This window comes from Pedobacter zeae, assembly GCF_014196715.1.
Taxonomy (GTDB): domain Bacteria; phylum Bacteroidota; class Bacteroidia; order Sphingobacteriales; family Sphingobacteriaceae; genus Pedobacter; species Pedobacter zeae.
The window spans coordinates 1,412,811-1,435,676 of record NZ_JACIEF010000002.1 but is presented as its reverse complement, the minus strand read 5'-3'; the positions used below and the strand labels follow the sequence as shown (position 1 = coordinate 1,435,676).

The following is a 22,866-nucleotide window of genomic DNA, read 5'->3' as shown; positions in this document are numbered from 1 at the left end:
ACTAATTTTAACATTATAAATACTCTAATTCGGTTATCCGCTATTATTTTAAACTGGCACTGTGATCGTTCTCAAAATTCTCACCGCTCCAGATTTTTTGCGCACTCCATTTTTCAGCCGGGTTGGCCCAAAAAGGGTCTGATTCCGGTAAACCCAGTGGTAAAAAGATATTTGATGCGATGTATGGGCTACCCTGATTATTATAGAAATCGCCGAGACTAGGCTGATCGCCATACAAACCTATTGTTAACCAGCCATTTTTATAGGTGGTAGGGCTTTCTAAAGTTTTTCTGATTACTGCTGTTAAAGCGCAACGTACCTGTGCCGCACTTAACTGTTTAGGCAAAGCTTTTCTCCAGGCCATATCGGCCAAATGATGAAATGCAGCGCCGCGGTAAATAATGGAACGGCCGGTTGCAGGGTAAGTGCCATCGGCATTAATTAATCTTTCCTGGATGATGGCATACCGTTCATTACGTTTTTTAATCTTCTCGAACATTTCTTTATAGCTGTTTGTTTTCGGCCCCAAGATATTAGCCAGCGTAGCCAGATAAGGATGGATAACATAACTATTGTAATAATCGAAGGCGTATGATGTTCCGTCGGTATACATTCCATCGCCAGTATACCATTGTTCCATTTGCTGCAGGGCATAATCAACGCGCATGGGGTCCCAGTTATAGCCAAATCTGGCTAAAAAAGCCTCGTTCATTGCTGAAAAGAGTAACCAGTTAGAGAAAACAGGTTTGAATCTTCTGGTTGTCACGATAGATTGCATCATCAGCTGCTGGTTTTTCTTATCGAGGTTTTCCCAAAGCCATGGTGCACGGATCAGCGCAAGGGCTATGTAAGATGCATCTACCAGTTGTTGACCGCCAATATCGAAAGTCATAAAATCTTTGGCATTAGAATCCAATGCATTTTTTATCCCTTTAATGGTCCACTCCCGGTATTGCTTCCGTAAAGCCACCTCTTCTGCCGAACCTCCTTCTAACTGCAACCATGGTGCAATACCACTTAAAACCCTGCCCAAAACCTCTACATATTGTACTTTAATGCGGTGATCTCTGTTATCGATGTGAATAGAGGTAACCTTGGGCATCGCTATCCTTAAACTGTCGTTAGCTAAATTGTATAAAACAGGCTTTACCATTTTATCCATTTGCTGCAACCAAAACTGCCTATCGCTTAAAGCTGCACCTTTGGTATTTTTCGCTTTCTTTTGTGCAAAAAGAGATCCACCGGTTAAGATGATCAATAAAGCGGTAATTAAAATATATTTAAGTCTCATTTTCTCCATAAAAATTTAATTTTTGTTCGATAAATAGCGGTACATTTCACTTCCTGCCAATAAAAATGCGCCTACACCAAAATTCGCAGTCGAGTTTACATCAACTACCTGCCCGGGAATGGCTTTTTCTCCTATGGGCTGCACATACCCCAGTTTACCATTAGGCTGTAATGCGGTTTGGGTTAAATATGTCCAGGCTTTCTGTGCTGCCGGCCAATAGTTTTTTTCTTTTAAATAACCATTATTTATGCCCCATAACAAACCATAAGTAAAGAAAGCAGTTCCACTGGTTTCGGGTCCTGGTGCATGTTGCGGATCGAGGATACTTCTTGTCCAATAGCCCTCTGCCTGCTGACTTTTAACGATTGCTTTGGCCATGTTGCGGTATTTGGTCAGGTATTCGTTCCGGTGTGGATCTGTAAGAGGCAGATCTTTCAGCACTTTTGCCAAACCTGCAAACACCCAACCATCGCCCCTTGCCCAAAAATCTTTTTTACCATTGATACTTTTATGTTTCGGATAAACATATTTGGCATCCCTGTAATAAAGCTTTTCTTTTTTATCGTACATAATGCTGTTGGCATACATAAAATATTCGTACAGTTTATCCAGGTATTTTTGATCGCCGGTTACCTTGTAAAGCTTGGTCATTACGGGCATTACCATGTACAGGCCATCGGCCCACCACCAATAATCGTTATTGGGGGTACTCATTTCATATTGCATTACCTCTTTTGCCCTTGCAATTTTATATTCTTCTGGTTTTAAATGATATAGATCGATATAGGTTTGAAAGCAAATCTGCCAATCGCCAAACAATACATATTCATCTGTTTCCCCGTATTTATACTTCCAGTTTGATTTATCGGTCGATTTTGCGCCCATCCATTTGTTATGTTCTGCCCAATCTTCTGAATATTTACGGTAGGCTTCATTTTTAGTAATTTCATAAGCCGCCATATTCCCGGTATGATAAGCTGCATGATCCCAAAAAGCACGTACCTGTGGTTTATTATTGCTTTGCCAAAAAGCATTTGCCCTGTTGATCATTTCAAGCACTTCTTCTTTAGGTTGCAGCTTTTGGGCATTTACAGCCACAGTTGCGGAGAAAAAGAGTAAGAAAAACGCTTTATATAATTTTAAATTCATTAGTGTATCGGTTTAATGCCATTAACGGTTGGTCTAACAGGCTTAATGGTTCCATCCGCATTAAATTCCATTCTATCGATGCAAACTTCGCGGTTATAGCCTGCAGCACTTCCCATCGAAATTCCTTTTGGCCGGGTAAAACGATGGTAAACCATGTACCACTCGTCTTTTCCGTTAACTTTAATTACACTGTTATGGCCTGTACCATAAATACCCTGTGCAACATCTTTGGCCAAAACCAGGTTGTTTTCGGGAATGGTTATTTTTCCTGTAGGCGAGTCAGAAAAACCATATCTTACCCGGTAATTCTCGCTTCGCGTATCATCTTCCGACCATAAGAAGTAATATTTTCCATTCCGGTAAAACACTTCGGTACCTTCTCTAAAGCTTTTATCGGGGGTAATTATCTTAATTGCACTGGTATCAATCGAAACCATATCATCATTTAGCGGAGCAACGGCCATATAACCATTACCCCAGTACAAATAATTTTTATTGGTTTTAGGATCGTTAAATACATCGGGATCGATCTCCTGCCCACCTTTTATCCCCCTTGGTTTACTGGCAATCAAGGCCTTTCCACTATCCTTAAACGGTCCGGCCGGATCATCGGCAATGGCAACACCAATTTTTTGCGCAGCGGTGAAATAATAGTAATATTTATAGGCCCCATTTACTTTCTTTTCGATAATAGTAGGTGCCCATGCATTCCTTTTTGCCCATGAAACGTCCTTTTGGAGGTCTAATATCGTGCCTTCATCTTTCCAGTTAACCAGGTCGGTTGATGAAAAACTTTTAAAATAAGTTCCACTCCAGTTATCAAAACCATCACTGGTTGGGTAGATATAATATTTAGAAGTTTTATTGGAATATAAAATTTCAGGATCAGCATAATAGCCTTTTAGCATGGGGTTATTGGCTACTGCAACGCTTACTTCGTAGGTTTTGGCTTGCTGACCAGGAATACTCACCTTAATTTTTACCGGGCCATTGGAAAAATCTATTTTTCCTTTCGGCGTGATGCCGATTTGCTTAAAGGTATTAAATTGTGGATCAAAAGCCTTTACGTTTGTTCCGTAGTTTACCGGAAGGTAAAGTTTCTGATTGATACTATCCAAAACGATGTTATTCTTATTGATCGACTTGTTTTGTGCAGTTTGTAACACCGATTCGACGGTATACCACTGACTAAGTAAGCGGCTTAGTTCCGGTTGGGTAATTGGCAAAATAGTTCCATGTCTGGGATGAAAATCCATTGTAACATCCTGATCAACCACACTAAAATTTATTAAATCTTTACTTTTGGTAAACTGGTAACGGCCTTTCATGTACACATCATACATCAAGATATACTCATCGCTATGGTTTAACTTAAAAACTCCTGCCCCTTCTACCGCTTCTTTGGTTTGCTGCAGGTACTTGTCCTGTAATACATACCCTCCGGTTAGTTGATCAGAAACGGCTTTTTTAATGCCATTGCCGTTACCTTCTGTTTTAAAGAACAGGTTGTATTTTCCTTTATCGTAAATAATGTCGCCATCAATGCAGGCACTGTTGGTTGGACTAAAAAAGAGTTGCTTCGGGGTGGTTTCCAGGTCGGTAAAATCAGCATTGGCGTAAGCATAATAAATTTTATCGGGGTCGTCGCCATGTTTCATCGACCAATAAATCATATATTTTTTGGTTGTTTTATCGTAAATGGTTTGCGGTGCCCAAACGCGCAGCAGATTTTCGTTGTTTGGAAAACGCTTTTGGATATTAACAACTGCTGATGTCCAGTGGATCAGATCATTCGATTTCAGGAGTACCATTGCCCTGTTCGAGTTCCAGCCATTGGCCGAAACCATATCGGTAGCTACCATATAAAAGGTTTTGCCATCTTCGCCCCGGAGAATATGCGGGTCGCGGACACCACCTGTGCTACTGATTTTTTCGGAAGAAATAACCGGATTGTTGTAGTTTAAAGCTTTGTAGTGATAACCATCGGTACTCACCGCAAAACGAATGGCCTCCTCTGCTTTCGAATTTCCGGTGAAATAGGTAAAAAGATAAGCCACATTTTCTTTTGATTCTGCTGTGCGCCTAACAGATTTTTGAGGTTGTGCAGCAATTGTACCTGATAAAACGATCAGTACGAAAAAAAGGATATATTTTGCTAATGGATATTTCATTTGTGCGGTAGTTAATGTTTTATTTTTCTGGTTTCCAATCTAATACCTGCACCTGTGTAGGTGCCTGGTTCGCTTTTCCTTCGCCATCTACCTGGGTAACATTTTGTATAAATAGGCTCAACATTCTTTTAGTTTTCCAAAGTTCGGTATCATAAGTAGGTTCCCAGTCGCCCACACCCGTTTTGACAAGGTCTTTAATCTTCCAGTTTTCTGTTCCGAGATCATCGTTTAATGCAATAGATACCTTGTTTCCACGTTCAGCATCCCTAAACAATAAACCTGCGGCATAATGACTTCCATTTGGCCAAACGATAATCTGTGGCCGCGAAATCGGAATCCGCTTGGTACCGGTACCACTTAAGCTAAACGTTGTTTTTCTAAAATTAAGGTTACTAACCTTCCAGCTGCTATCGGTTTTAAAAACAAGGTGGTACTGAGGCCCCATTTCGTTAGCGCCGCGCCAATAACCTGCAATAAATACCTTGCCTTTGGCATCGGCAAACATCGAGGTCTGGTTAATCAGCTCACTTCTCTGCGGAATTTTAAATGCATACTCTGCATTGGCCGCCGTAATGGGAAGCTCATACTTTTCATTATCAGATTTTACCCAGCTTATACCTCCATCGGTTGATTTAGCATAACATAAATCGTGGTTACTGGCTACATCGGGGCTTTCGCGCCATACCCACGATAAATGGATCGTACCTGCCTGATCTACAGCAACCTGCCAATATGCATTGCGCTGGCCTTCACCGTCTATCATGCCATCCTGTACACGAATCCACTTTTTGGTCTTTAAGTTATAACGGTTGATCATCAGGTTTCCATTGCCAGAGCCTCCATCACGATAAAAAAACAAAAGATCGCCGTTAGCCAGTTTATAAAACTCCGGATAGCTGACCTTATTTTCTTTTACAGAGAGCATATTCTCTTTATCGCCTAAAGTTAATGAACCTGCCGAAACCGATTTGGCATAATTTAAACGATTATTATGCTGGCCCCAGGCAATATGAAGAAAACCATTGCCATCTACCATGATACTGATTGACTTATGGGCATCGGTAGCATCGCCTTTATAGGGTGTAGTCACTAATGTCCAGCGGGCTGAACCGATTTTGCGTTTAGCCAATACCACATTTTGCTCCTGATCATAATAAGCTGCATATTGGTTACCATTAAAGCTGACCAACGAATTTTTACGAAAAATAACCGTGTTTACCGAGTTGTTTGCCCAGCCGTTACCGGCAATGGTACTCAGTTTTGGTGTTTGTGCAATACTCAGTATACTGATACTTATAAACGCACAGGTTAGCAATATACTTTTACTCGAGGGTTGATACATTAAAATAGTTCAGGCTTCTCTTTTTTGTGTTTGGTAAAGCCGAAGTACCGAAATTTTTAAACTTTACACAGGGGGCTAAATCATACTTTGCAGGGGGCGTTTTAAGATAAATGCCTTTTAAAGGCCAAAATAGCGTAACTTTTATGTGGTCGCATTAATATTATAGTATTTATGAAAGCTTCTCCGGTGTTTTTTAATAAACTCCGAGGGCGTTAACTTAAACAGTTTCTGAAACTGCTCCCTAAAATATTTACTATCATTTATTCCTACCCTAAAGGCCGCTTCGTTAATATTTAAATTGGTATTAATTAACAATTCGGCTGCTTTTCTTAACCTGATAAAACGGATGAAACCATTTATAGACTGGCCAGAAGTAGCTTTAATTTTTTTGTAAAGATTAGAATGGCTCATTCCAAGATCGGCAGCCAGTGTTTTTACGTTAAAGCTGTCTTCCATCAGGTTGTCTTCAATAATGGTGATGCACTTTTGAAGAAAACCTTTATCCTCCTGCGATACTTTGTGCACATCGCTCTTCAGGGTTATCTCGTTGTAGAAATAAGACTGGAGATTGGTCCTGTTTTTAATAATGCCATTAATTTTGGCCGTAAAAAGCTCTTTATCGAAAGGTTTACTGATAAAATCGTAGGCACCAACTTCAATTCCTTTAAGTTTTACTTCCGGACTAGGGTCGCCGGTAAGCAGGATTACCGGAATATGGCTCAGGGCAGAATCGTCTTTAATTGCCTTACAGAGTTCGATACCGTTGAGGCCATCCATGTTTACATCTGATATGACAATATCAGGCAGGTATTCTTTACAAAGTTTCAATCCCTCTATTCCATTCTCGGCCTTATAAATTTTGAAATTATCCTGAAAAATGTGCTTGATGTAGTCAATAATGTCCAGGTTATCATCAATCACCAAAATGGAGTGTAAATCTGAAATAAGCAATTCGAGATTACCCATATGCTCGGCATCATTATTTTCTTCAGCTTCTTCTTCCTGCGCAATGAGCTCGTTTACATAGGTTAATTCGTTCTGGAAAACACCATTGTGCTGCAGGTTCGGTTCGCCTACCGGAATATCGATTAAAAATATGGTCCCCTTTCCCTGGTTGGAACGGAACGAAATTTTACCCTTATGCAATTCTACAAAGTTTTTGGCCAGATAAAGCCCGATACCGAACCCCATTTTTAGCGATTCGTTCGACATCACTTTATAAAATTTATCGAATAATTTTTCGCCCACATGTGCCGGAATACCAGGCCCACTGTCGCTCACCTCAATCTGCACACGCCTGCCAAGTGTTTTAACACTAAATTTCACAAAGCCGCCTTTCGGAGTAAACTTAAGTGCATTCGAGAGCAGGTTAAAAAAAACAATTTCGAGTTTGTCTTTATCTGCATAAATATCCAGATCTTCTTCCTCGCATTCAAAAGTGTATTCGATGTGGTTCTGTTTCGCCAGATAATTAAAACAAAGAAAGATCTCTTTTGTAAATTTATACAGGTTGATCCTGACAATTTTTAACGCGTCGTTTTCGCTTTCTGTCTTTCTGAACAGCAATAACTGGTCTACCAGGCTTAATAACCTTCTCGAATTGCGGTAAACTACATTTAAGTCGTTTTTCTCTGTCCCTGCTTCTTTTTTATTGATGATATCTTTAATCGGATTAACGATTAAAGTTAAAGGGGTTCTCAGCTCATGCGAAATGTTGGTAAAGAAATTTAGTTTCTTTTCATTCAGGTCTTTTTCGCGTTCCATTTTAAGGTTGGTAATTTCGACCTCGTGCCTGAGTCTTCTCTGCCTGTTGCGGTAGGTTTGGAAAAGATAAAATAAGGATGAGCCTAAAATCAGGTAAATGGTATAAGCCCACCAGGTGCGGTACCAGGGTGGCAAGATGGTAATGGTTACAATTTTTTCGTTATTACTCCAGGCACCTTCGGTATCGGTACTCTTAATGTGTAATTTATATTGGCCCTCATTCAGTCTCGAATAGTAGGCCGTACTTAATTTATTTACATAATTCCAATCCCTATCCCAACCCTCGAGATAATAGGCGTAAGAAATCTGATCCTGGGAAGAGAATTCTATTGCCGCATAATCGATAGAAATCACCGCAACACTAAAAGGGATATCTATTTTTGCTAAATCTACCACTGAAATATTATGGTAATTTGAATCCTGATCGAGTGGAACATTATTGATCCTAAAATCAGTTAACACGATTTTAGGTACGCGTTTATTTTTTTTAATGCTATCAGGCGAAAACATGCTAAAGCCACCAATCCCCCCGAATAAAAAGTTACCGTTCGATAGTTTTAATGCCGCATTGTAATTAAACTGATTGCTCTGTAAGCCATCGGTAGCATAATAGTTTTTAAAGCTCTGGTGTGTAACATCAAATTTTGACAGGCCGTTGTACGTGCTGCACCATAAATTACCTTGCGAATCCTGCAGGATGTTGAGCACCGAATTACTGGGCAAGCCATCACTTTGGATATATCGTTTTATTTTTTTGGTTTGCGGATTAAAAAGCAATAAACCTCCACCTTCAGTGCCGATCCATATTTGATGGTTACTCCCTTCCTGAATAGCCCTAATGGCAAAGTTGATCTTCGTGTAACGGTGTTTTTTATTTATTGGATCGATTTCGATGAGTTCGGTATAGTTCCCCGCCCACAGCCTGCCTTTCGAATCCTGGAACAAGCTGTGGATGTCCTTCAAATTGGGGTCGAAAAGTTCAAATTTATCGGCTTTTTTGTTGTAGCGGTACAATGCCCCCCCTTTAGTGGTACCTACCCAAATATTTTGTTGCCTATCTTGATAAAGCTTCCAGATGTTTATATCGTAAACGCCTTTAACGGTGTTATAACAGTTATAGTGAACAAATTTCCCGGTTGTTTTATTAAAACGATCTATCCCCCCGCTAAAACTGGCTACCCATACGTTGTGATCTGCATCGTTTAAAATACTGGTTACGAAATTACTGGTTAACGAGTTTGGATCGCCGGTTTTAGCATAATTGGTAAAAGTATTCTGTTTTCGGTTCCAAACACTTAAACCTCCCCCGTCGGTCCCGATCCAAATGTTTTTATTTTCATCTTCACTAAATGAGAGTACAAAATTGTTAATTAAGGAGTTGCGCTTTAATGGATCGTGTTTAATGGTAGTAAACTGTTCGTTTTCAGGATCAATGATGTTAACCCCGCCACGTAAGGTAGCAATCCATTTTCTGGATTCCCGGTCTTCATAAACCTGGGCTACGGAGTTACTGCTCAGCAGGCCTTTTTCTTTTCCTGAAGACAGGTAATCTGTTTGTTGTGTTTTCGTATTGTATACGGCAATTCCCCCGCCATCAGTCGAAATCCAGAGTTTTTGCTGCCGATCAAACAATAGCCCCATGATGTTCTCATTACTCAAATGCTGGTTAAACCTGCTCAGGCTACCATTGGTTTTATTAAACTGAAAGAGCCCCCGCTCCGTTCCAATCCAAAGCATTTGGTTAGTTTCTTTGGTAATGCAAGTTGCCGAACGTACGGCAGTAGTTACTAATCGGAGTATCTTTTTGGCATGATCGTACCTGCAAAGCCCTACATCTTTTATAAAAAGCCAGAGGGTTTGATCTTCATCGATGTATAAAGCTTTTACGGTAAAATCGAAATTTTTACCAAATGGTATGCGTTCTGCAACGTCACTATTCTTTTTGAGCACGAACAGGCCCTTTTCTTCAGTAGCCACGTAAACGGCCAAGGCCTGACTTATTGCTATCGAATTAACAGCATAACTTACTTTATTTTTTACGTCTTTATCCTGATAAATCAATTGATGAAACTTGGAATCGGCATAATCATAATAGGAAATTCCCTTTTGCGTACCTACCCAAACCCTGTTATTTTCATCCCCGTTCAGGACTGTAATATGGTTATTTATCAACGAGTGTTCATCTCCCCACCCATTTCTGAAAACTTTAAAGTGATAGCCATCGTAACGGTTCAACCCATCATAGGTACCCATCCACATAAAGCCATAGTGATCTAAATACAAGGAATTTACCACATTGTTAGACAGACCACTTTCTACCCCCAAGTATTTAAGGGGAACGGCTGGAGGCTGGGCAAAACAAATACCTGCGCCCATACATAAAAAAAGTATGAAGCAGGCCGTTTTTTTTTGAATAAGGAACATAGAGAAAACAGTACCGTAGTATTACTTGGTACGAAACGAATATACATATTTTCCTAAAACTCAGCTAAGCACTGTTGCTTAGGATTAAATAGCAAAAACAGTATAACTTCTCATACGCTTAATACCTGTTCAAGACATGAATAAACTATGGTAAACCAAAAATAGATGATTGTAGCAAGTAGGGGCTTACTTAGATTTGAAAAAATAAAATATATTTCTGGTTTAAATTGTCACACGCGGCACGCGTGCGCCAGCGAGGGGGGGGGTAAAAAATAAGCTGGTTGGGCACCCCTCCTAAATTAGGAGGGGGGTGTTTTCACTCATAGCTGTATAAGTTAAATGGCCAATTAAAATTTGAACGGTTATAGTGTAGCTGCTAAACCGATAGTTTCATCACATTAATCACACTCAACAGACTTACACCAGGCATCGCAGTCTGACAGCCAATCGTAAATCATTTTATATGCGGCAGTAATTTCGGCAGAAAATTTTAAGGTTGCGCCTTCAAAATCATCCTCCTGAAAGATGTAGGCATTTAATCCAACATATAATAGTTCAGATAGATGCTCTACATCAAATTTGCCAACAGCTTGTAGGTGATAACCCAGGTTTATGGCATAACGCTGAAAGGTTTCTTCATTGGCCAAAAGTTTTGTTTTGGTAAGCAGGCTGATGATATTGTTTACATCATAAAGGGCGTTGGCAATAGTAATGGGCTTGTGTTTACCAGAGCGCGGATCGGGCCCGATAGCTGCGCTAAGCATTTCGGTAAGGAATTGATTCACATCCGATAAACCAATCATATCGAAATAGGTTTCAATCAGTTTCCTGAATCCTGTTACAGCTGCTACCTGATTTGGGAGCTGTGTGTTTGGGTTTTTACAATTGTCGGTTTGCATAACATTGTTAAAAAAATATACTTAGGGGCTGCAAACCGACAATCAACTCCATACAGAGATCAATTGAAAATGCGTTTCTAAAACGCTCCCCTAAGTAATATTGTTAAAAAAATGATTTGCTTATACCGTCTCTGTTATGTTAGAACTTTATTGATTATCGATTTGCATAGGCAAGATAAATACAATAAATCAATCTACAAAATATTTTTGCTCAGATAAGGCATAAATGAAGGTAGTTCAGAACTTGCAGTTAACAGTTCTATCAGTGCAGTTAACAACATTATACTTTCAGTTGGTAGGTTTATGCTTGCAGTTGATAGTTCTGAGCTTGCAGTTCGCAGTTCTATACTTGCAGTTCACAGCTCTATACTTGCAGTTAACAGTTCTATACTTGCAGTCGATAGTTCAGAGCCTGCGGTTGATAGTTCTATACTTGCAGTTAACAGTTCTATCAGCGCAGTTAACAACATTATACTAGCAGTTCGCAGTTCTATACTTGCAGTCGATAGTTCTGTCAGCGCAGTTAATAACATTATACTTGCAGTTGGTAGGTTTATGCTTGCAGTTAACAGTTCTATACTTGCAGTTAACAACATTATACTTGCAGTTGGTAAGTTTATGCTTGCAGTTAACAGTTATATCAGCGCAGTTAACAACATATATACTTATTAAGATCAATAATGATAGCACAAGTCATCCAGCCCCGCTAGCCTCGACACTAAGACTTGCGCTAGTGAGGGGCTAGTAGGGAGTAGTTAAAGAATAATTAATTATTTAAAATCCAGTTTAAAATTTTTGCAATATTAAAGGCATCATCCACTCCACGGTGGTGGGTACCTTTTAATGGGATCTGCAACATTTTAAGTGCACCAGCCATTCCTTCCTCATGCCCTAATTTGTTTTTTAAGGCAAACAAAGTTTTAACATTAATGTGCGATGGACCAAAAGGAAAGCCAACACCCATAGCAGCACATTGACGTTGAAATTGTTTTAAATCGTAAGCGCCAAAACTTGCCCATACCCTTTTTTGAGATAAATATTCTTTTCTTAAGATAGAGCAGGCCTCTTTAAATGATATCCCATCCTCAGCTACCATTTCTGGTGTAATGGTGGTTAATGATGTACAAAACGGACTAATAACAGATCGTTCTGGTTTGATCAAAATCCCCCTGTTATCTGTTATCTCTCCAGTTTGTACATCAAGTAAACAGATACCAATTTCGATGATATCACTTTCCATACCTACTGGGTTCGCCCCTTCCCAACAGGTAGATTCTACATCAATGATGATTATTTTATCTAATAGATTTGGCATGGTTTAAACAGTTGACGTAATAGGTATTAACGGCGATGCACTATGATAATAATGATGATCATTCCAATTAAATACTGAGGAAAGCATACTATCCTCTAAAAATACATTTTCGTCAGAATTTATAATATATCCACCTCCACTTGCGTCTACGTACAATAATAGATTTATTGAAACAAATATATCCTCAGCATTTAGATCGGGATAGTTGTAATAAAATTCAAAAAGCCCATTTTTTGTAACAGGTACAAAATCAGACAACAATCCAAAATCTTTCAGCATAAAATACTTATATGTCTTTATTATTTCATCATTCGTAATGTTTAATGTTTGATAAGCTATTTTTTCTCCAAGATCATTATATACTACTTTTGCTTTAGCAACTTTAACTAGGTTCTCATAATATTCTATATCCCAAGTTACATAATTATTTATAATTTGTTTATTAAAATAAAATCCTCCCCCCCATATTGATTTGACGAGTAAATAATAGCACTGTTAAGATCCTCATCATTTTTCAAATAATGAATTACATTGAAGATTTCTCCATGATCATAACTTATCTTTTTTCTTAGATCAAAATTTTCATCATATTCTTCCTTAAAATAATAATCTTTAATATTCTGCGCCTGCTGGCTCGTTATCTGCTCGCCAGATAGATTTTTATATTTTATCGTTGTACTCATAACAATTTAATTATTTAAAAGGCATGAATGGACCAAGATGCATCCTAGAACCTTTTTGTATTATAGCGAAATTATTTTTGGCAATGATATATTACTTTACACCAAGAAATTAATCCTCAGCCTTTTTTAATATTCCAACAGTATCTGACAACTGAAAGGAAACTATAATCAAATCATAAATAGCATACAAGTTCAAGAGGAAAACAGACAGCCTAATGGAATTAAATAAACCTGTTTTGTTAATGACAAAATATTTTAAGTCTAAATCTCCAATTGAGGTTTCCAATAAATAAGCTAAAGCAATGATGATTAAGGAAAGAAATGTAAAATAAATATCATCCTTAATTTCCACATATAAGTCGTCTATTACTGATTGTAGTTTTTTGAGTTTGTTATTATCATTTTGGAATTTCATTTCTCCTTTTTCTTTTATTTTTTCAACCAGAGAAACTATAAAAGTGAATATGGTAAGCGAAAAACCTAATAAAATTCCTAAAAAATTGAATATAAAATCATTATCGGCAATCTTTGATAGGTCAAGCTTAATAAAAGCAACACCAGATAGCAAAAAATGCTTCCAAAAAAAATCCATGATATTGATTTAATAAATTTCATTGCTAATTGTCTTTACCCGAATCATTCATTCTATCCAATTCTTCCAAATCCTGCTTTAATCTTTCCACATCAAGTTCTTCAATATTGTCTGTTGGATAGAATTTTTTAACAATTCTTTGATAACTTCTAATAACCTTTCTTTGGCCATCTTTTAGAACTTTTAAAATAAATGTTCCTGCACCCGCAGAAGCAAGAGCCACAAAATCTTGAACATTATCTTTCATTAATTTTAATTGGCCAATTTTACTTTTAAGTTTTATAGTAAACTCAGAAATATTAAAATCTTCATAAACTTCTCTTACAAATTCGGAAGCTTTAAATCGACCTCTAAAAAGATTAGGCGCATTTAACGTTAAGTCAAATTCTTCGATTGAATCGGCATCATCAACTTCCTCCCAAAAGGTTTTGTTGTCAACAATTGGCTCTAATGCAACAGTTATGTTATTTAAAACGAGGTTTTGCGTGAAATAGTCTCTAAGCCTTGCCTGAGCGAAATCTGGTTGAAATACGGCAGCTCTATCTTGTATCAAGATGATCTGTCTACTAACATCAAGTATCACATATATAAAAGGTGTTCTAACATCTGTAACTTGAATAACGTTTAACTCTCCCTCAATAGGTTTGGTATAGCTTTCTTCCTTTGCTAGTGTTAATAGATGTATATCGTCAGCAAGAGAGTTGTAAAAATATAAGATGAATTTTGAATTATAATGATGGAATTGAGCCTTATTGTTATCTCTTAAAAGTTTTATTAAATCATGGAAATATTCTTCTTTTGTCTTGTTATCAAATAGGCTTTTTTGCAAAGATGCAACTAGATTAAATCTGTAAGAGAAGAATTTTAACATAGAGGTTAATTTGATGGATTTAAGAGAACTATATTAGTAAATATCTCTCTAAAATAAAAATGCCTATTTCTTCGGTGGTGGCACTTTCATTAATGCCCCTAATAACTGATCAAATGAAGGTTCTTTCTTTTCTTCTTCTACGATGTCCTTTTCCCCATTCTGGCGCAAGTCTTAGCGTCCCGGCCCTAAGCAGCGGCCCGACTTGTGCCGTGGTTAAACCAATAGATCAATTCCAATCAATCCTTTCCCTCCTTCGTAATCTATAGCACTACAGTATAAATAGTCTGAGGCATTTGCCACCAACCCAGCCTCAACTGGATTATTATGCAGATAATTAATCCGTTCTTCGAACATATTCGAAGAAGGATCTAATTCGATGGGATGATTATCCTGCCGCCAAAACTGAAAGTTTTTATTATTGCTGTTTTGTTGCCCGGCTTTAGCAAACAAGTAAAGCATCCATTCTTTTCTGCTTTCAATCGAACAGTCTTTTATTTCCTTTAAGATCCTAACTGCTGAATACTTCTTTAAATCGCGCATAATGTTAGCCAATAAATATCCCTCTCCGCTACTCACAATTAAATGTACATGGTTGCTCATAATTACCCAGGCATGCAGATTAAGGCCTTTTTCTTTTCTACAATAAGTTAAACTTTCCAGTAGGAGGTCTCTGTAAACCGTACGTGTAAAAACATCAATCCAGCCCACAACTGCAAAAGAAACAAAGTATATTGCTGTTGAATCATGAAACTTATATTTTATACTCATGATTAAAGATAAATGATTACAAGAGATAATAAAGCATTTAAAAGCACAAGTCATACAACGCACCGCCTTGCCCGCTAAGACTTGCGCTAGTGAGGGGAGAAAGTACCAATTCAATCTATTTATTCGATAGATAATGTTTATAAGGAAGTGAGTTTAAAAAAAGTTTCCACTCTTCTAAAATATCTAGAAAATCCTGTAAAGGTAGCACCACGTCATCGCCTCCTCCCAAATTAAAAACAGCCCTAGCTGGTGGAGAATATATTTCTACTACTACCTCATAACTCCCAATAATTGTATAACCATTAGTGTTAGAATTAAATGCATTAAGGGTCATTATTTCATCAACAACCCAATCAACTCCATCTGGCCCTAGAGAGTCCATAAAACTGGCGACATCTCCATTAATAGTTCCATTTGAGTCTGTATCTGAATAAACATTCGGTCTTTTTCTACCATCATCACGAGAAAAGACTCTAAAATTCAAATGATACTGTTTTGCTTTATTCATGTTTATTAAAAATTTAATTGAAAATAACTGTAATGATCATTAAATGTATTTTGAAGATTATACCTATGATAATTTATATGTTTAATATCTACATGTGTCCCATCCATTAATGTGCTTTCATAAGTAGTCTCATACCATCTATCTGTTCTTCCATGTTCGCCAGACAACTTATAGTTCGATACTGATGGGTTTTTCTTTTTAGAAAGAGCATAAGAATATTCATATATGATATCAGTTTCTGTCCAACTAGGATTTAGCTGCATATGGGTAGCTTTCATTTTGTAAACTGTTCCATTTAACACAAACTCATTATTTATGTCAAAGGTGTTCGGTTGAGGATCTGCCTTTTTCAAGATATTTTGATGTTGAAAATGTCCCCAATTCTGGCGCAAGTCTTAGCGCCCAGGGCTTAAGCAGCGGCCTGACTTGTGCCGTGGTTAAACCAATAGATCAATTCCAATCAATCCTTTCCCTCCTTCGTAATCTATAGCACTACAGTATAAATAGTCTGAGGCATTTGCTACCAACCCAGCCTCAACTGGATTATTATGCAGACAATTAATCCGTTCTTCGAACATATTCGAATAAAGATCTAATTCGATGGGATGATTATCCTGCCACCAAAACTGAAAGTTTTTATTATTGCTATTTTGTTGCCCGGCTTTAGCAAACAAGTAAAGCATCTATTCTTTTCTGCCTTCAATCGAACAGTCTTTTATTTCCTTTAAGATCCTAACTGCTGAATACTTCTTTAAATCGCGCATCATGTTAGCCAATAAATATCCCTCTCTGCTACTCACAACTAAATGTACATGGTTGCTCATAATTACCCAGGCATGCAGATTAAGGCCTTTTTCTTTTCTACAATAAGTTAAACTTTCCAGTAGGAGGTCTCGGTAAACCGTACGCGTAAAAACATCAATCCAGCCCACAACTGCAAAAGAAACAAAGTATATTGCTGTTGAATCATGAAACTTATATTTTATACTCATGATTAAAGATAAATGATTACAAGAGATAATAAAGCATTTAAAAGCACAAGTCATACAGCGCACCGCCTTGCCCGCTAAGACTTGCGCTAGTAAGGGGTTGCCAAAGCCAATCTTTATTTACAAAGCCTACAACAATAAAATTATGACTCAAACAACATGGAAAAAGCATTGGTCTTTTAACTAAAAAAGATCGTAACTAAAGGCTACGACCTAATATTTTACATAGCTGGCTTTATTTTGCACACGCGGCACGCGTGCGCTAGCCATGGCAAAAACAACTTTTTACTTAATAAATTCCAACCATTCCTCTAATAACTCTTTCATATCAAGCATCGGAATAATTAATACATCATCAATATTAACATATGGATATTCATACAAAATATCCATATGTTCTACTGAATCAGAGAAGAACCCTTCATCAACATTAGTATGCCCATCAATACATCTATCCAAATCATAAATGAAAGATTCGCAATCATGCTTATCCAGAGCTTCTATGAAAGATAAAACAGAATTGTTACTTCCATTTGTCTCTTGAAGAACATTAGGATAAACAGTTCCATTGCTTAGTTTACGTTTTACAAACTGTAAAGTATATTTTTTTAATTTTGACATGTCAATGTTTTCAAATATTATGGTTTACTAATAGCTATTTCCCTCCCCATCTCTTCAAATTCCATGAATCCTTTATCTCCAGTATAAACTTATATTTACGGTTCATTTATTATATGGAATGTGGTTCAACAATAAAGCTATAACATCTTAAAAGACCGCGGCTATGGCGGTCTTTTAAGATGTTATAGCTTTTATTTCACACGCGGCACGCGTGCGCCAGCGAGGGGGGCTATTGAATCAAATATATAGCACAATAATATACAATATTTATACCTAATGACTAAAATGGATTTCTACCCTCTTTTTGCCTATCAATTCTATGACTAATTAATTCGGAAAGTGATTTCACAGAAACAGAATGGATCCAATCCGGAAAATTAACGCCCCCTCCAGAATAAAGTCCTTCGTAAACAGGGGGATCTTCGCCTTCATCTAAATAAATAAAAAGAAATTGATCACCTTGATTATAAACATCAACTGCGTAAAATGGTCTAGAGATAACTCTGCTACGAGAAGTCATACGATCTCTAACATAATCCTGCATTTCTTGTTGGCTATCAAAGGTTCCAAAATCTAAAACATAACAAAATGCTCCAGCCAAAAATAATAGTTCCTTTAACACTTTAGGAAAAGGATTGCCATTATTATACAATTGTTCTAATGTTGCTATTTCCTGTAAGGAAATTGGCTCAATAGTTAATTTATATTCTATTTCATTTGGATAAGCATCCGGATTATCTCTTAAATAGCCTAAATATTTTATTTCCATATTATCATCAATGGATTATTTTATATCAGCATGTCCGAGATCTTTTGCGGGATTCACTTCATCACGAACGAGCTGTTTTAATTCTTTAATTTCTGGAAAACGTTGCATCTGCTTTCTGTCGAAAATCAGCTTTTCGCCAACATGAACCGTAAAAACACCGGACGTTTCACTGGGGATTAACGTTACCCCCTTAACGTCCTCCACAAAAGTGGTTAAAATTTCCTGCGCCAGGTAAGCAGAACGTAACATCCAGCCACATTTCGGGCAGTAGGTGATATTAACAAGTGGTTTCTCCATTTTAACTTTTTTACAAGGGTACAAAAAAATCCGGAGGGAGAGAAAATGGTCTTATGCCTGAGTAAGCATCAGGATTCATTTACATTAGTCAGCAAATACCTTCTTATTTTCTGAGACGCTGTTATCAACACTGAACAAAATGAACCAAAACAAGTATACCCTTCAAAATGTTGTCAAAAAAGAAAAAGGGTAATCACATCCATGTTTACCCTTTTTCCAACTTTCCCGTGTTAGAGGAACTATAAGTACATCCATAAAGCATTTTTTGTTTGCTTTAGCTGGATAATCATACAGCCTGAGTCTGAAAAACAGATGGCGAACCATTTCCTTCTTTAAAAGAAGATATTTTTATGCTGCGCTCAAATCGCCCTTTAATTTGTCGCTAATGACCTCTTAAAAGTAGAAGCGAACCATTAATTTAGCTTGTATGAACAAGAATGCTTTAACTGCCGCAATTGAAATAAACCAACCGGTTGAGCTGGTGTGGAAAATCTGGAATGAACCCGAACACATCATGAAGTGGAACGCACCGTCAGATGAATGGATCAACAAAAAAATTGAAAACAACCTGGTATTAGGTGGCGGTTTTTTATATGCCATGGCCAGAAAAGACGGAACCGAAAGTTTTGACTTTAGCGGAACGTACACCGAAATTATTGAGCATGAACGAATTGCATATACATTAGACGATGGACGGAAAAGCCTGATCACCTTTACGGGAAATAACCCGGTTACCCTTACCGAAATCTTTGAGCCTGTTGCAGATCTTGATTTTGCCATGCAACAGGAGTTTTGCCAATCGGGGCTGAACCAGCTTAAAGCCTATGCCGAATCGGAATTATAGATTTTTACGCTTTCTTTTTACGCTTTTTCCTTTTTTTCCACCAGATAATAAAACCGGTAACCGGCAAACTTGCTGCCACCAAAGCCGCTAAAAATGAAAGAATTTTACCCGGAAGCCCCAATAGCCTGCCGGTGTGCAGGTCGTAATTGGTGGCTTCAATCAAATCGGCACCGTTAAAATCTTTATACAATTTGGCCCTGATCATCGTGCCAGTAGCTTCGTCGTAAAAAAAGGTATTCTGCCGGCGTGCCCAACGGTACGGGTAAATCATTCTTAACCGCAACTCGCCTTTACCGCGCAGCGAAAAACTGGTGGAAATAGCACCAGGGTATTTCGTTTTGGCTTCGGTATAGATTTTATTGTAGCGTATAACCAACGGATCGGTATGAGTTGGCTGAGCTGAAACGATGGCTTTGCCCTGCCCCAATTTACTTCCGGTAAAAAAGCTGGCCGCATTTTTCACTTCCTTAAAAGCAAAGTACAGACCGCTTAAAGCAGTAATCAATAACACAACAGATGCATAAAAGCCCAAAACGTTGTGTAAATCGTAATTGAGGCGTTTAAATGATGCTTTTCTTTTAATGGTTAACGATTGTTTTAACAAGCGCAGCTGGCCGGGGAACCAGAGGATCAATCCGGTGATGAGCATCAGGACAAAAATAACCACCGACCATTGTACGATAAACTTACCGGTTTTACCGAGTAATAAGGAGGTATGCAGGTGCTCTATCACTTCGAGCCAATCTTCTCTACCTTTCCTAACCAATTCTGCATTGTACGGATTAAAATAGTAAACCGAAGCCTTTTTAGTGGTAATTTCTACCGTAGCATTGGGAAGCCCTTCCTCAATTCTGATTACCCTCAGCTCATCCTTTGGCGATAATTTCTCGAAGTTTGAAATGATTTTGTCTAAACCTGCAAAAGGCTTTTGTTGAAGTGTTACGTAGCGGTAATCTTTCTGCGTAAAATCCCTGATTTCTTCTTCAAAAACATAGAGCGCCCCGGTAATACTGATGATGATGACCACCAGGCCGGTTGCCAGGCCTAACCACAGGTGGATGTTCCTGACGGCATTTTTAAACTTCCTGTTCTTCATTACTTAAAAAGCATAACCCAGCGACAGGTTAAATCTGCGCCCATTACCCCTTACATAATTTACATTGCTGCCGTAAAACTGCGAAATAGCAGGATAATAAACTTTATTTAATAAATTTTCTATTCCTAGCGTTAGTTTTAACGGTTGTGTAACCTGGTATGCTGCTGCCACATTAAATAAATTGAAGGCTTTTACCGGACCTTCGCCGATTAAATATTTACCGGCAGCATTGGTTTTAAAACGGTCGCGATTTCCTACACGCATCCAGTTTACATCTAAACTTAAGTTTTTAATGCCCGAATACTTCAGGTAAACCGTAGTTTTTGATGGTGGGATACGGGTGGTGTTTAAATACACATCTTTCTCCCCGTTAAAATTACCATCGTTATCGACATCGCCTTTACCCTCTACTTGTGCATAATTACCACCAATACTCAGCTCCTGCAAAACCTGATAATCTGCCTGGATTTCAAATCCATATACACGCTCGGGGATACGTTGAGAAATATAGGTACCATTTACCTCTAACAGGTTGGCGCCCAGTTTAGAAGTGCTGTAGTAATAAGCAGCACTGAAATTCAGTTTACCTATGCTGCTGCTAAAACCAGCTTCATAATTGTTTACAATGATCGGTTTAGTTTCTAATTGCGATAAGGTATTGCTTTTTGCCGCCCTTAATACCCTGCCTAACTCAAATACGGAGAACGACTGTGCGTAACTGATAAAGGGATTAAAAAACCTGAATTTTGAATAACGTGCTCCGGCATTAAACACCAAAGCATTGTAATTTAATTTACCGCCCTTTACAGCTATGCTTCCTGCACCATTTGCACCGGTAGCCAGGGTATTAAAATCATCTACATCAATGTTAATATTTTCGACCCTCAAGCCTCCTTTTATAACCAGATCGTTGATTAAAGTTGCAGAGGCCTGCAGATAGGGTGCAAAGTTTACCATATTCATTTTAGGCACCCATAAACGGCCGTCGGTTAAACTTTGAGCGGTTTTATCGTTCATTAGATCCAAACCATAGTTCAGTTGCAGGGGTACCCGATCTGTAATATTAAGAGGTGTATTCAGGTTAACCCTTGCACCTTTTTTGGTCGACGTAATCGCCGATTGGCCTCCTCCGAAAAATGATGCCGAGTTCGAATAAATGGTATAAAAGTCCTGGTAATACACATTTGCTGTTAAATCGGTTCTGCCGAAAACCTGCTGGTTGGTATATTGTAAATTGGCATTATGGTTAAATCTTGTCCCTTCATCTTCACCCAATCTTGTCCCATAAATACCAATAGCCGGCGATTGACCATAAACACCTTCTTTGGTGATGTATTTAGAATGTTGTCTGGAACTGAAATAATTATACATCACCTGCAAACGCTGTTTCGGGCTAAAGTTATACCCCAACTTTACAAAACCATTATAAGATCTGGTTTCACCTAAACCATATTCCGGCGAGATGACCAAACCTTCAGCATCGCGGAAAACGCCGGTTTTTTCGAACATCCCACTCACCAGGTAATCAAATTTGCCGGTTTTACCATAAAGCTGCTGCGAGAAACGGTAGCCAATGGTGCTATCGCCTTTTAAATTCCCTGTGATTCCGGCCTGAGAATACCCACCGAATGACTTTCCATCGTCGGCCTTTTTGGTAATATAATTAATTAAACCACCTTCTGCTCCATTACCGTAAATTGCGGTGGCACCTTTAATTACTTCAACACGCCCGATAACTGAAGGATCTATACTGCGGATATCCCTTCCTCCTGCCCTTAATGGAGTAGACTGCGGAATACCATCAATTAATACCAAAACGTTTCTACCCCGTAAAGTCTGACCAGAGTTACCCGTTTGATTGGTAGAAAAACCTAATCCCGGTACGCTGTACGAAAGTATGTTCGCCAAATTCGGACTAATGGCCGATTGTGTACTCAATTCCTTAGCGGTAAGCACCGTAACCGACGATGGTGTTTGCGATAACGACTCGGGCCTTCGGCTTGCCGAAATAATTACATCATTTAATCCCTCTGTTTGCTCCTTTAAAACAAATGTTACTTCGGTTGTATCGTTTGCAGCAACAGACACCTCCTGCTCAAGCGAATGGTAACCTGTAACCGAAATTTTAACCTGTTGGTTTCCGGCAGGAACAGTCTGTAGATTAAATGTACCTGTTTTGTCAGAAGTGGTTTTAAGATGCTGTTTTTTAACCTGTACATTGGCGAAAGGTATACTATTTCCTAAAGAATCTACAACTTTTCCACTAATTGTTCCCTTCCCTGTTTGGGCGTAGAGTGAAATGGTGGATAGTATGATGATAAAAGCGGTAGCAAAAAATGATATGTATGGATGTTTCATTGAAATAGTAAAATTTCGGCAAAGCTAACATTATTTAGACTTGTTAAAAATAATAACTTAAAAAAGATCGCTCACTGGTGTTTAATCATTCATCATTTCAAAATAAATAAGGCAT

The 22,866-nt window shown here is 38.2% G+C and carries 23 protein-coding genes; 2 read left to right on the top strand and 21 right to left on the bottom strand.

Features of this window, described 5'->3' with window-relative positions:
• Positions 1–43 precede the first annotated feature (43 nt).
• The 6 genes from GGQ60_RS12660 to GGQ60_RS12635 all read right to left on the bottom strand — a co-directional run bounded on the left by GGQ60_RS12660 (position 44) and on the right by GGQ60_RS12635 (position 11,040).
• A complete protein-coding gene (locus GGQ60_RS12660) occupies positions 44–1,291 on the bottom strand; it encodes a DUF2264 domain-containing protein (protein ID WP_183764526.1) in 1,248 nt (415 codons plus the stop codon).
• A 15-nt stretch (positions 1,292–1,306) separates the two neighbouring features.
• Positions 1,307–2,440: a glycoside hydrolase family 88/105 protein gene (locus tag GGQ60_RS12655; protein WP_183764524.1), complete on the bottom strand. Its 1,134-nt coding sequence runs from the start codon at positions 2,438–2,440 to the stop codon at positions 1,307–1,309.
• A complete protein-coding gene (locus GGQ60_RS12650) occupies positions 2,440–4,611 on the bottom strand; it encodes a glycoside hydrolase family 43 protein (RefSeq protein WP_183764522.1) in 2,172 nt (723 codons plus the stop codon). The genes GGQ60_RS12655 and GGQ60_RS12650 overlap by 1 nt, the downstream gene beginning before the upstream one ends.
• Before the next feature lie 19 nt (positions 4,612–4,630).
• Positions 4,631–5,953, bottom strand: coding sequence for a BNR repeat-containing protein (locus GGQ60_RS12645; protein ID WP_183764512.1), 1,323 nt, complete (start codon positions 5,951–5,953; stop codon positions 4,631–4,633).
• Between the two features lie 141 nt (positions 5,954–6,094).
• Entirely contained in the window at positions 6,095–10,093 is a 3,999-nt protein-coding gene (locus tag GGQ60_RS12640) for a hybrid sensor histidine kinase/response regulator transcription factor (RefSeq protein WP_183764509.1), read from the bottom strand.
• A gap of 446 nt (positions 10,094–10,539) precedes the next feature.
• Positions 10,540–11,040, bottom strand: coding sequence for a hypothetical protein (locus GGQ60_RS12635; protein WP_183764506.1), 501 nt, complete (start codon positions 11,038–11,040; stop codon positions 10,540–10,542).
• A gap of 303 nt (positions 11,041–11,343) precedes the next feature.
• Here GGQ60_RS12635 and GGQ60_RS12630 point away from each other — a divergent pair, with 303 nt between their 5' ends.
• Positions 11,344–11,712, top strand: a complete 369-nt coding sequence (locus GGQ60_RS12630) for a hypothetical protein (protein WP_183764504.1) — start codon at positions 11,344–11,346, stop codon at positions 11,710–11,712.
• A 94-nt stretch (positions 11,713–11,806) separates the two neighbouring features.
• Here the strand turns inward: GGQ60_RS12630 and GGQ60_RS12625 are convergent, their stop codons facing one another.
• From GGQ60_RS12625 to GGQ60_RS12570, 13 genes are all read right to left on the bottom strand, one after another.
• Positions 11,807–12,355 carry a 3'-5' exonuclease gene (locus GGQ60_RS12625; protein ID WP_183764500.1) on the bottom strand — a complete coding sequence of 183 codons (549 nt, stop codon included), beginning with the start codon at positions 12,353–12,355 and terminating at the stop codon, positions 11,807–11,809.
• A gap of 3 nt (positions 12,356–12,358) precedes the next feature.
• The gene (locus tag GGQ60_RS12620) at positions 12,359–12,634 is read right to left on the bottom strand and encodes a hypothetical protein (protein WP_183764497.1); all 276 of its coding nucleotides are present in this window, start codon (positions 12,632–12,634) and stop codon (positions 12,359–12,361) included.
• A 149-nt stretch (positions 12,635–12,783) separates the two neighbouring features.
• Positions 12,784–13,038 (bottom strand): hypothetical protein, encoded by a 255-nt coding sequence (locus tag GGQ60_RS12615; RefSeq protein ID WP_183764495.1) that lies wholly within the window; start codon positions 13,036–13,038, stop codon positions 12,784–12,786.
• Positions 13,039–13,147: 109 nt separating this feature from the next.
• Positions 13,148–13,630 (bottom strand): hypothetical protein, encoded by a 483-nt coding sequence (locus GGQ60_RS12610; RefSeq protein WP_183764494.1) that lies wholly within the window; start codon positions 13,628–13,630, stop codon positions 13,148–13,150.
• Between the two features lie 25 nt (positions 13,631–13,655).
• The gene (locus GGQ60_RS12605; protein WP_183764492.1) at positions 13,656–14,501 is read right to left on the bottom strand and encodes a hypothetical protein; all 846 of its coding nucleotides are present in this window, start codon (positions 14,499–14,501) and stop codon (positions 13,656–13,658) included.
• 213 nt (positions 14,502–14,714) lie between these two features.
• Positions 14,715–15,269, bottom strand: coding sequence for an REP-associated tyrosine transposase (locus GGQ60_RS12600; RefSeq protein WP_183764490.1), 555 nt, complete (start codon positions 15,267–15,269; stop codon positions 14,715–14,717).
• A gap of 115 nt (positions 15,270–15,384) precedes the next feature.
• Positions 15,385–15,777 (bottom strand): hypothetical protein, encoded by a 393-nt coding sequence (locus tag GGQ60_RS12595; protein ID WP_183764489.1) that lies wholly within the window; start codon positions 15,775–15,777, stop codon positions 15,385–15,387.
• A gap of 5 nt (positions 15,778–15,782) precedes the next feature.
• Complete coding sequence (locus GGQ60_RS12590) at positions 15,783–16,130, bottom strand: hypothetical protein (RefSeq protein WP_183764487.1); 348 nt, start codon at positions 16,128–16,130, stop codon at positions 15,783–15,785.
• Between the two features lie 84 nt (positions 16,131–16,214).
• Positions 16,215–16,460: a hypothetical protein gene (locus GGQ60_RS22905; protein ID WP_221235963.1), complete on the bottom strand. Its 246-nt coding sequence runs from the start codon at positions 16,458–16,460 to the stop codon at positions 16,215–16,217.
• Complete coding sequence (locus GGQ60_RS22900; protein ID WP_221235942.1) at positions 16,461–16,769, bottom strand: transposase; 309 nt, start codon at positions 16,767–16,769, stop codon at positions 16,461–16,463.
• A 282-nt stretch (positions 16,770–17,051) separates the two neighbouring features.
• On the bottom strand, positions 17,052–17,387 hold the full coding sequence (locus GGQ60_RS12580; RefSeq protein WP_183764485.1) for a hypothetical protein: 336 nt from the start codon (positions 17,385–17,387) through the stop codon (positions 17,052–17,054).
• Between the two features lie 280 nt (positions 17,388–17,667).
• Positions 17,668–18,156 carry an SMI1/KNR4 family protein gene (locus GGQ60_RS12575; RefSeq protein WP_183764483.1) on the bottom strand — a complete coding sequence of 163 codons (489 nt, stop codon included), beginning with the start codon at positions 18,154–18,156 and terminating at the stop codon, positions 17,668–17,670.
• Positions 18,157–18,171: 15 nt separating this feature from the next.
• Positions 18,172–18,453 (bottom strand): Rdx family protein, encoded by a 282-nt coding sequence (locus GGQ60_RS12570; protein ID WP_183764481.1) that lies wholly within the window; start codon positions 18,451–18,453, stop codon positions 18,172–18,174.
• Positions 18,454–18,880: 427 nt separating this feature from the next.
• Here GGQ60_RS12570 and GGQ60_RS12565 point away from each other — a divergent pair, with 427 nt between their 5' ends.
• Positions 18,881–19,297 (top strand): SRPBCC domain-containing protein, encoded by a 417-nt coding sequence (locus GGQ60_RS12565; protein WP_183764479.1) that lies wholly within the window; start codon positions 18,881–18,883, stop codon positions 19,295–19,297.
• A gap of 4 nt (positions 19,298–19,301) precedes the next feature.
• Here GGQ60_RS12565 and GGQ60_RS12560 read toward each other — a convergent pair whose 3' ends face one another.
• Both GGQ60_RS12560 and GGQ60_RS12555 read right to left on the bottom strand, forming a co-directional pair.
• Entirely contained in the window at positions 19,302–20,393 is a 1,092-nt protein-coding gene (locus GGQ60_RS12560) for a PepSY-associated TM helix domain-containing protein (RefSeq protein ID WP_221235941.1), read from the bottom strand.
• Positions 20,394–20,396: 3 nt separating this feature from the next.
• Positions 20,397–22,751: a TonB-dependent receptor gene (locus GGQ60_RS12555; RefSeq protein ID WP_183764476.1), complete on the bottom strand. Its 2,355-nt coding sequence runs from the start codon at positions 22,749–22,751 to the stop codon at positions 20,397–20,399.
• Positions 22,752–22,866: the final 115 nt, after the last annotated feature.

Bases quoted from the DNA above. Each gene is read 5' to 3' on its own strand.
- GGQ60_RS12660 (WP_183764526.1), bottom strand. From the start codon at position 1,291: ATGAGACTTAAATATATTTTAATTACCGCTTTATTGATCATCTTAACC.
- GGQ60_RS12655 (WP_183764524.1), bottom strand. From the start codon at position 2,440: ATGAATTTAAAATTATATAAAGCGTTTTTCTTACTCTTTTTCTCCGCA.
- GGQ60_RS12650 (WP_183764522.1), bottom strand. From the start codon at position 4,611: ATGAAATATCCATTAGCAAAATATATCCTTTTTTTCGTACTGATCGTT.
- GGQ60_RS12645 (WP_183764512.1), bottom strand. From the start codon at position 5,953: ATGTATCAACCCTCGAGTAAAAGTATATTGCTAACCTGTGCGTTTATA.
- GGQ60_RS12640 (WP_183764509.1), bottom strand. From the start codon at position 10,093: ATGGGCGCAGGTATTTGTTTTGCCCAGCCTCCAGCCGTTCCCCTTAAA.
- GGQ60_RS12635 (WP_183764506.1), bottom strand. From the start codon at position 11,040: ATGCAAACCGACAATTGTAAAAACCCAAACACACAGCTCCCAAATCAG.
- GGQ60_RS12630 (WP_183764504.1), top strand. From the start codon at position 11,344: ATGCTTGCAGTTGATAGTTCTGAGCTTGCAGTTCGCAGTTCTATACTT.
- GGQ60_RS12625 (WP_183764500.1), bottom strand. From the start codon at position 12,355: ATGCCAAATCTATTAGATAAAATAATCATCATTGATGTAGAATCTACC.
- GGQ60_RS12620 (WP_183764497.1), bottom strand. From the start codon at position 12,634: ATGCTGAAAGATTTTGGATTGTTGTCTGATTTTGTACCTGTTACAAAA.
- GGQ60_RS12615 (WP_183764495.1), bottom strand. From the start codon at position 13,038: ATGAGTACAACGATAAAATATAAAAATCTATCTGGCGAGCAGATAACG.
- GGQ60_RS12610 (WP_183764494.1), bottom strand. From the start codon at position 13,630: ATGGATTTTTTTTGGAAGCATTTTTTGCTATCTGGTGTTGCTTTTATT.
- GGQ60_RS12605 (WP_183764492.1), bottom strand. From the start codon at position 14,501: ATGTTAAAATTCTTCTCTTACAGATTTAATCTAGTTGCATCTTTGCAA.
- GGQ60_RS12600 (WP_183764490.1), bottom strand. From the start codon at position 15,269: ATGAGTATAAAATATAAGTTTCATGATTCAACAGCAATATACTTTGTT.
- GGQ60_RS12595 (WP_183764489.1), bottom strand. From the start codon at position 15,777: ATGAATAAAGCAAAACAGTATCATTTGAATTTTAGAGTCTTTTCTCGT.
- GGQ60_RS22905 (WP_221235963.1), bottom strand. From the start codon at position 16,460: ATGCTTTACTTGTTTGCTAAAGCCGGGCAACAAAATAGCAATAATAAA.
- GGQ60_RS22900 (WP_221235942.1), bottom strand. From the start codon at position 16,769: ATGAGTATAAAATATAAGTTTCATGATTCAACAGCAATATACTTTGTT.
- GGQ60_RS12580 (WP_183764485.1), bottom strand. From the start codon at position 17,387: ATGTCAAAATTAAAAAAATATACTTTACAGTTTGTAAAACGTAAACTA.
- GGQ60_RS12575 (WP_183764483.1), bottom strand. From the start codon at position 18,156: ATGGAAATAAAATATTTAGGCTATTTAAGAGATAATCCGGATGCTTAT.
- GGQ60_RS12570 (WP_183764481.1), bottom strand. From the start codon at position 18,453: ATGGAGAAACCACTTGTTAATATCACCTACTGCCCGAAATGTGGCTGG.
- GGQ60_RS12565 (WP_183764479.1), top strand. From the start codon at position 18,881: ATGAACAAGAATGCTTTAACTGCCGCAATTGAAATAAACCAACCGGTT.
- GGQ60_RS12560 (WP_221235941.1), bottom strand. From the start codon at position 20,393: ATGAAGAACAGGAAGTTTAAAAATGCCGTCAGGAACATCCACCTGTGG.
- GGQ60_RS12555 (WP_183764476.1), bottom strand. From the start codon at position 22,751: ATGAAACATCCATACATATCATTTTTTGCTACCGCTTTTATCATCATA.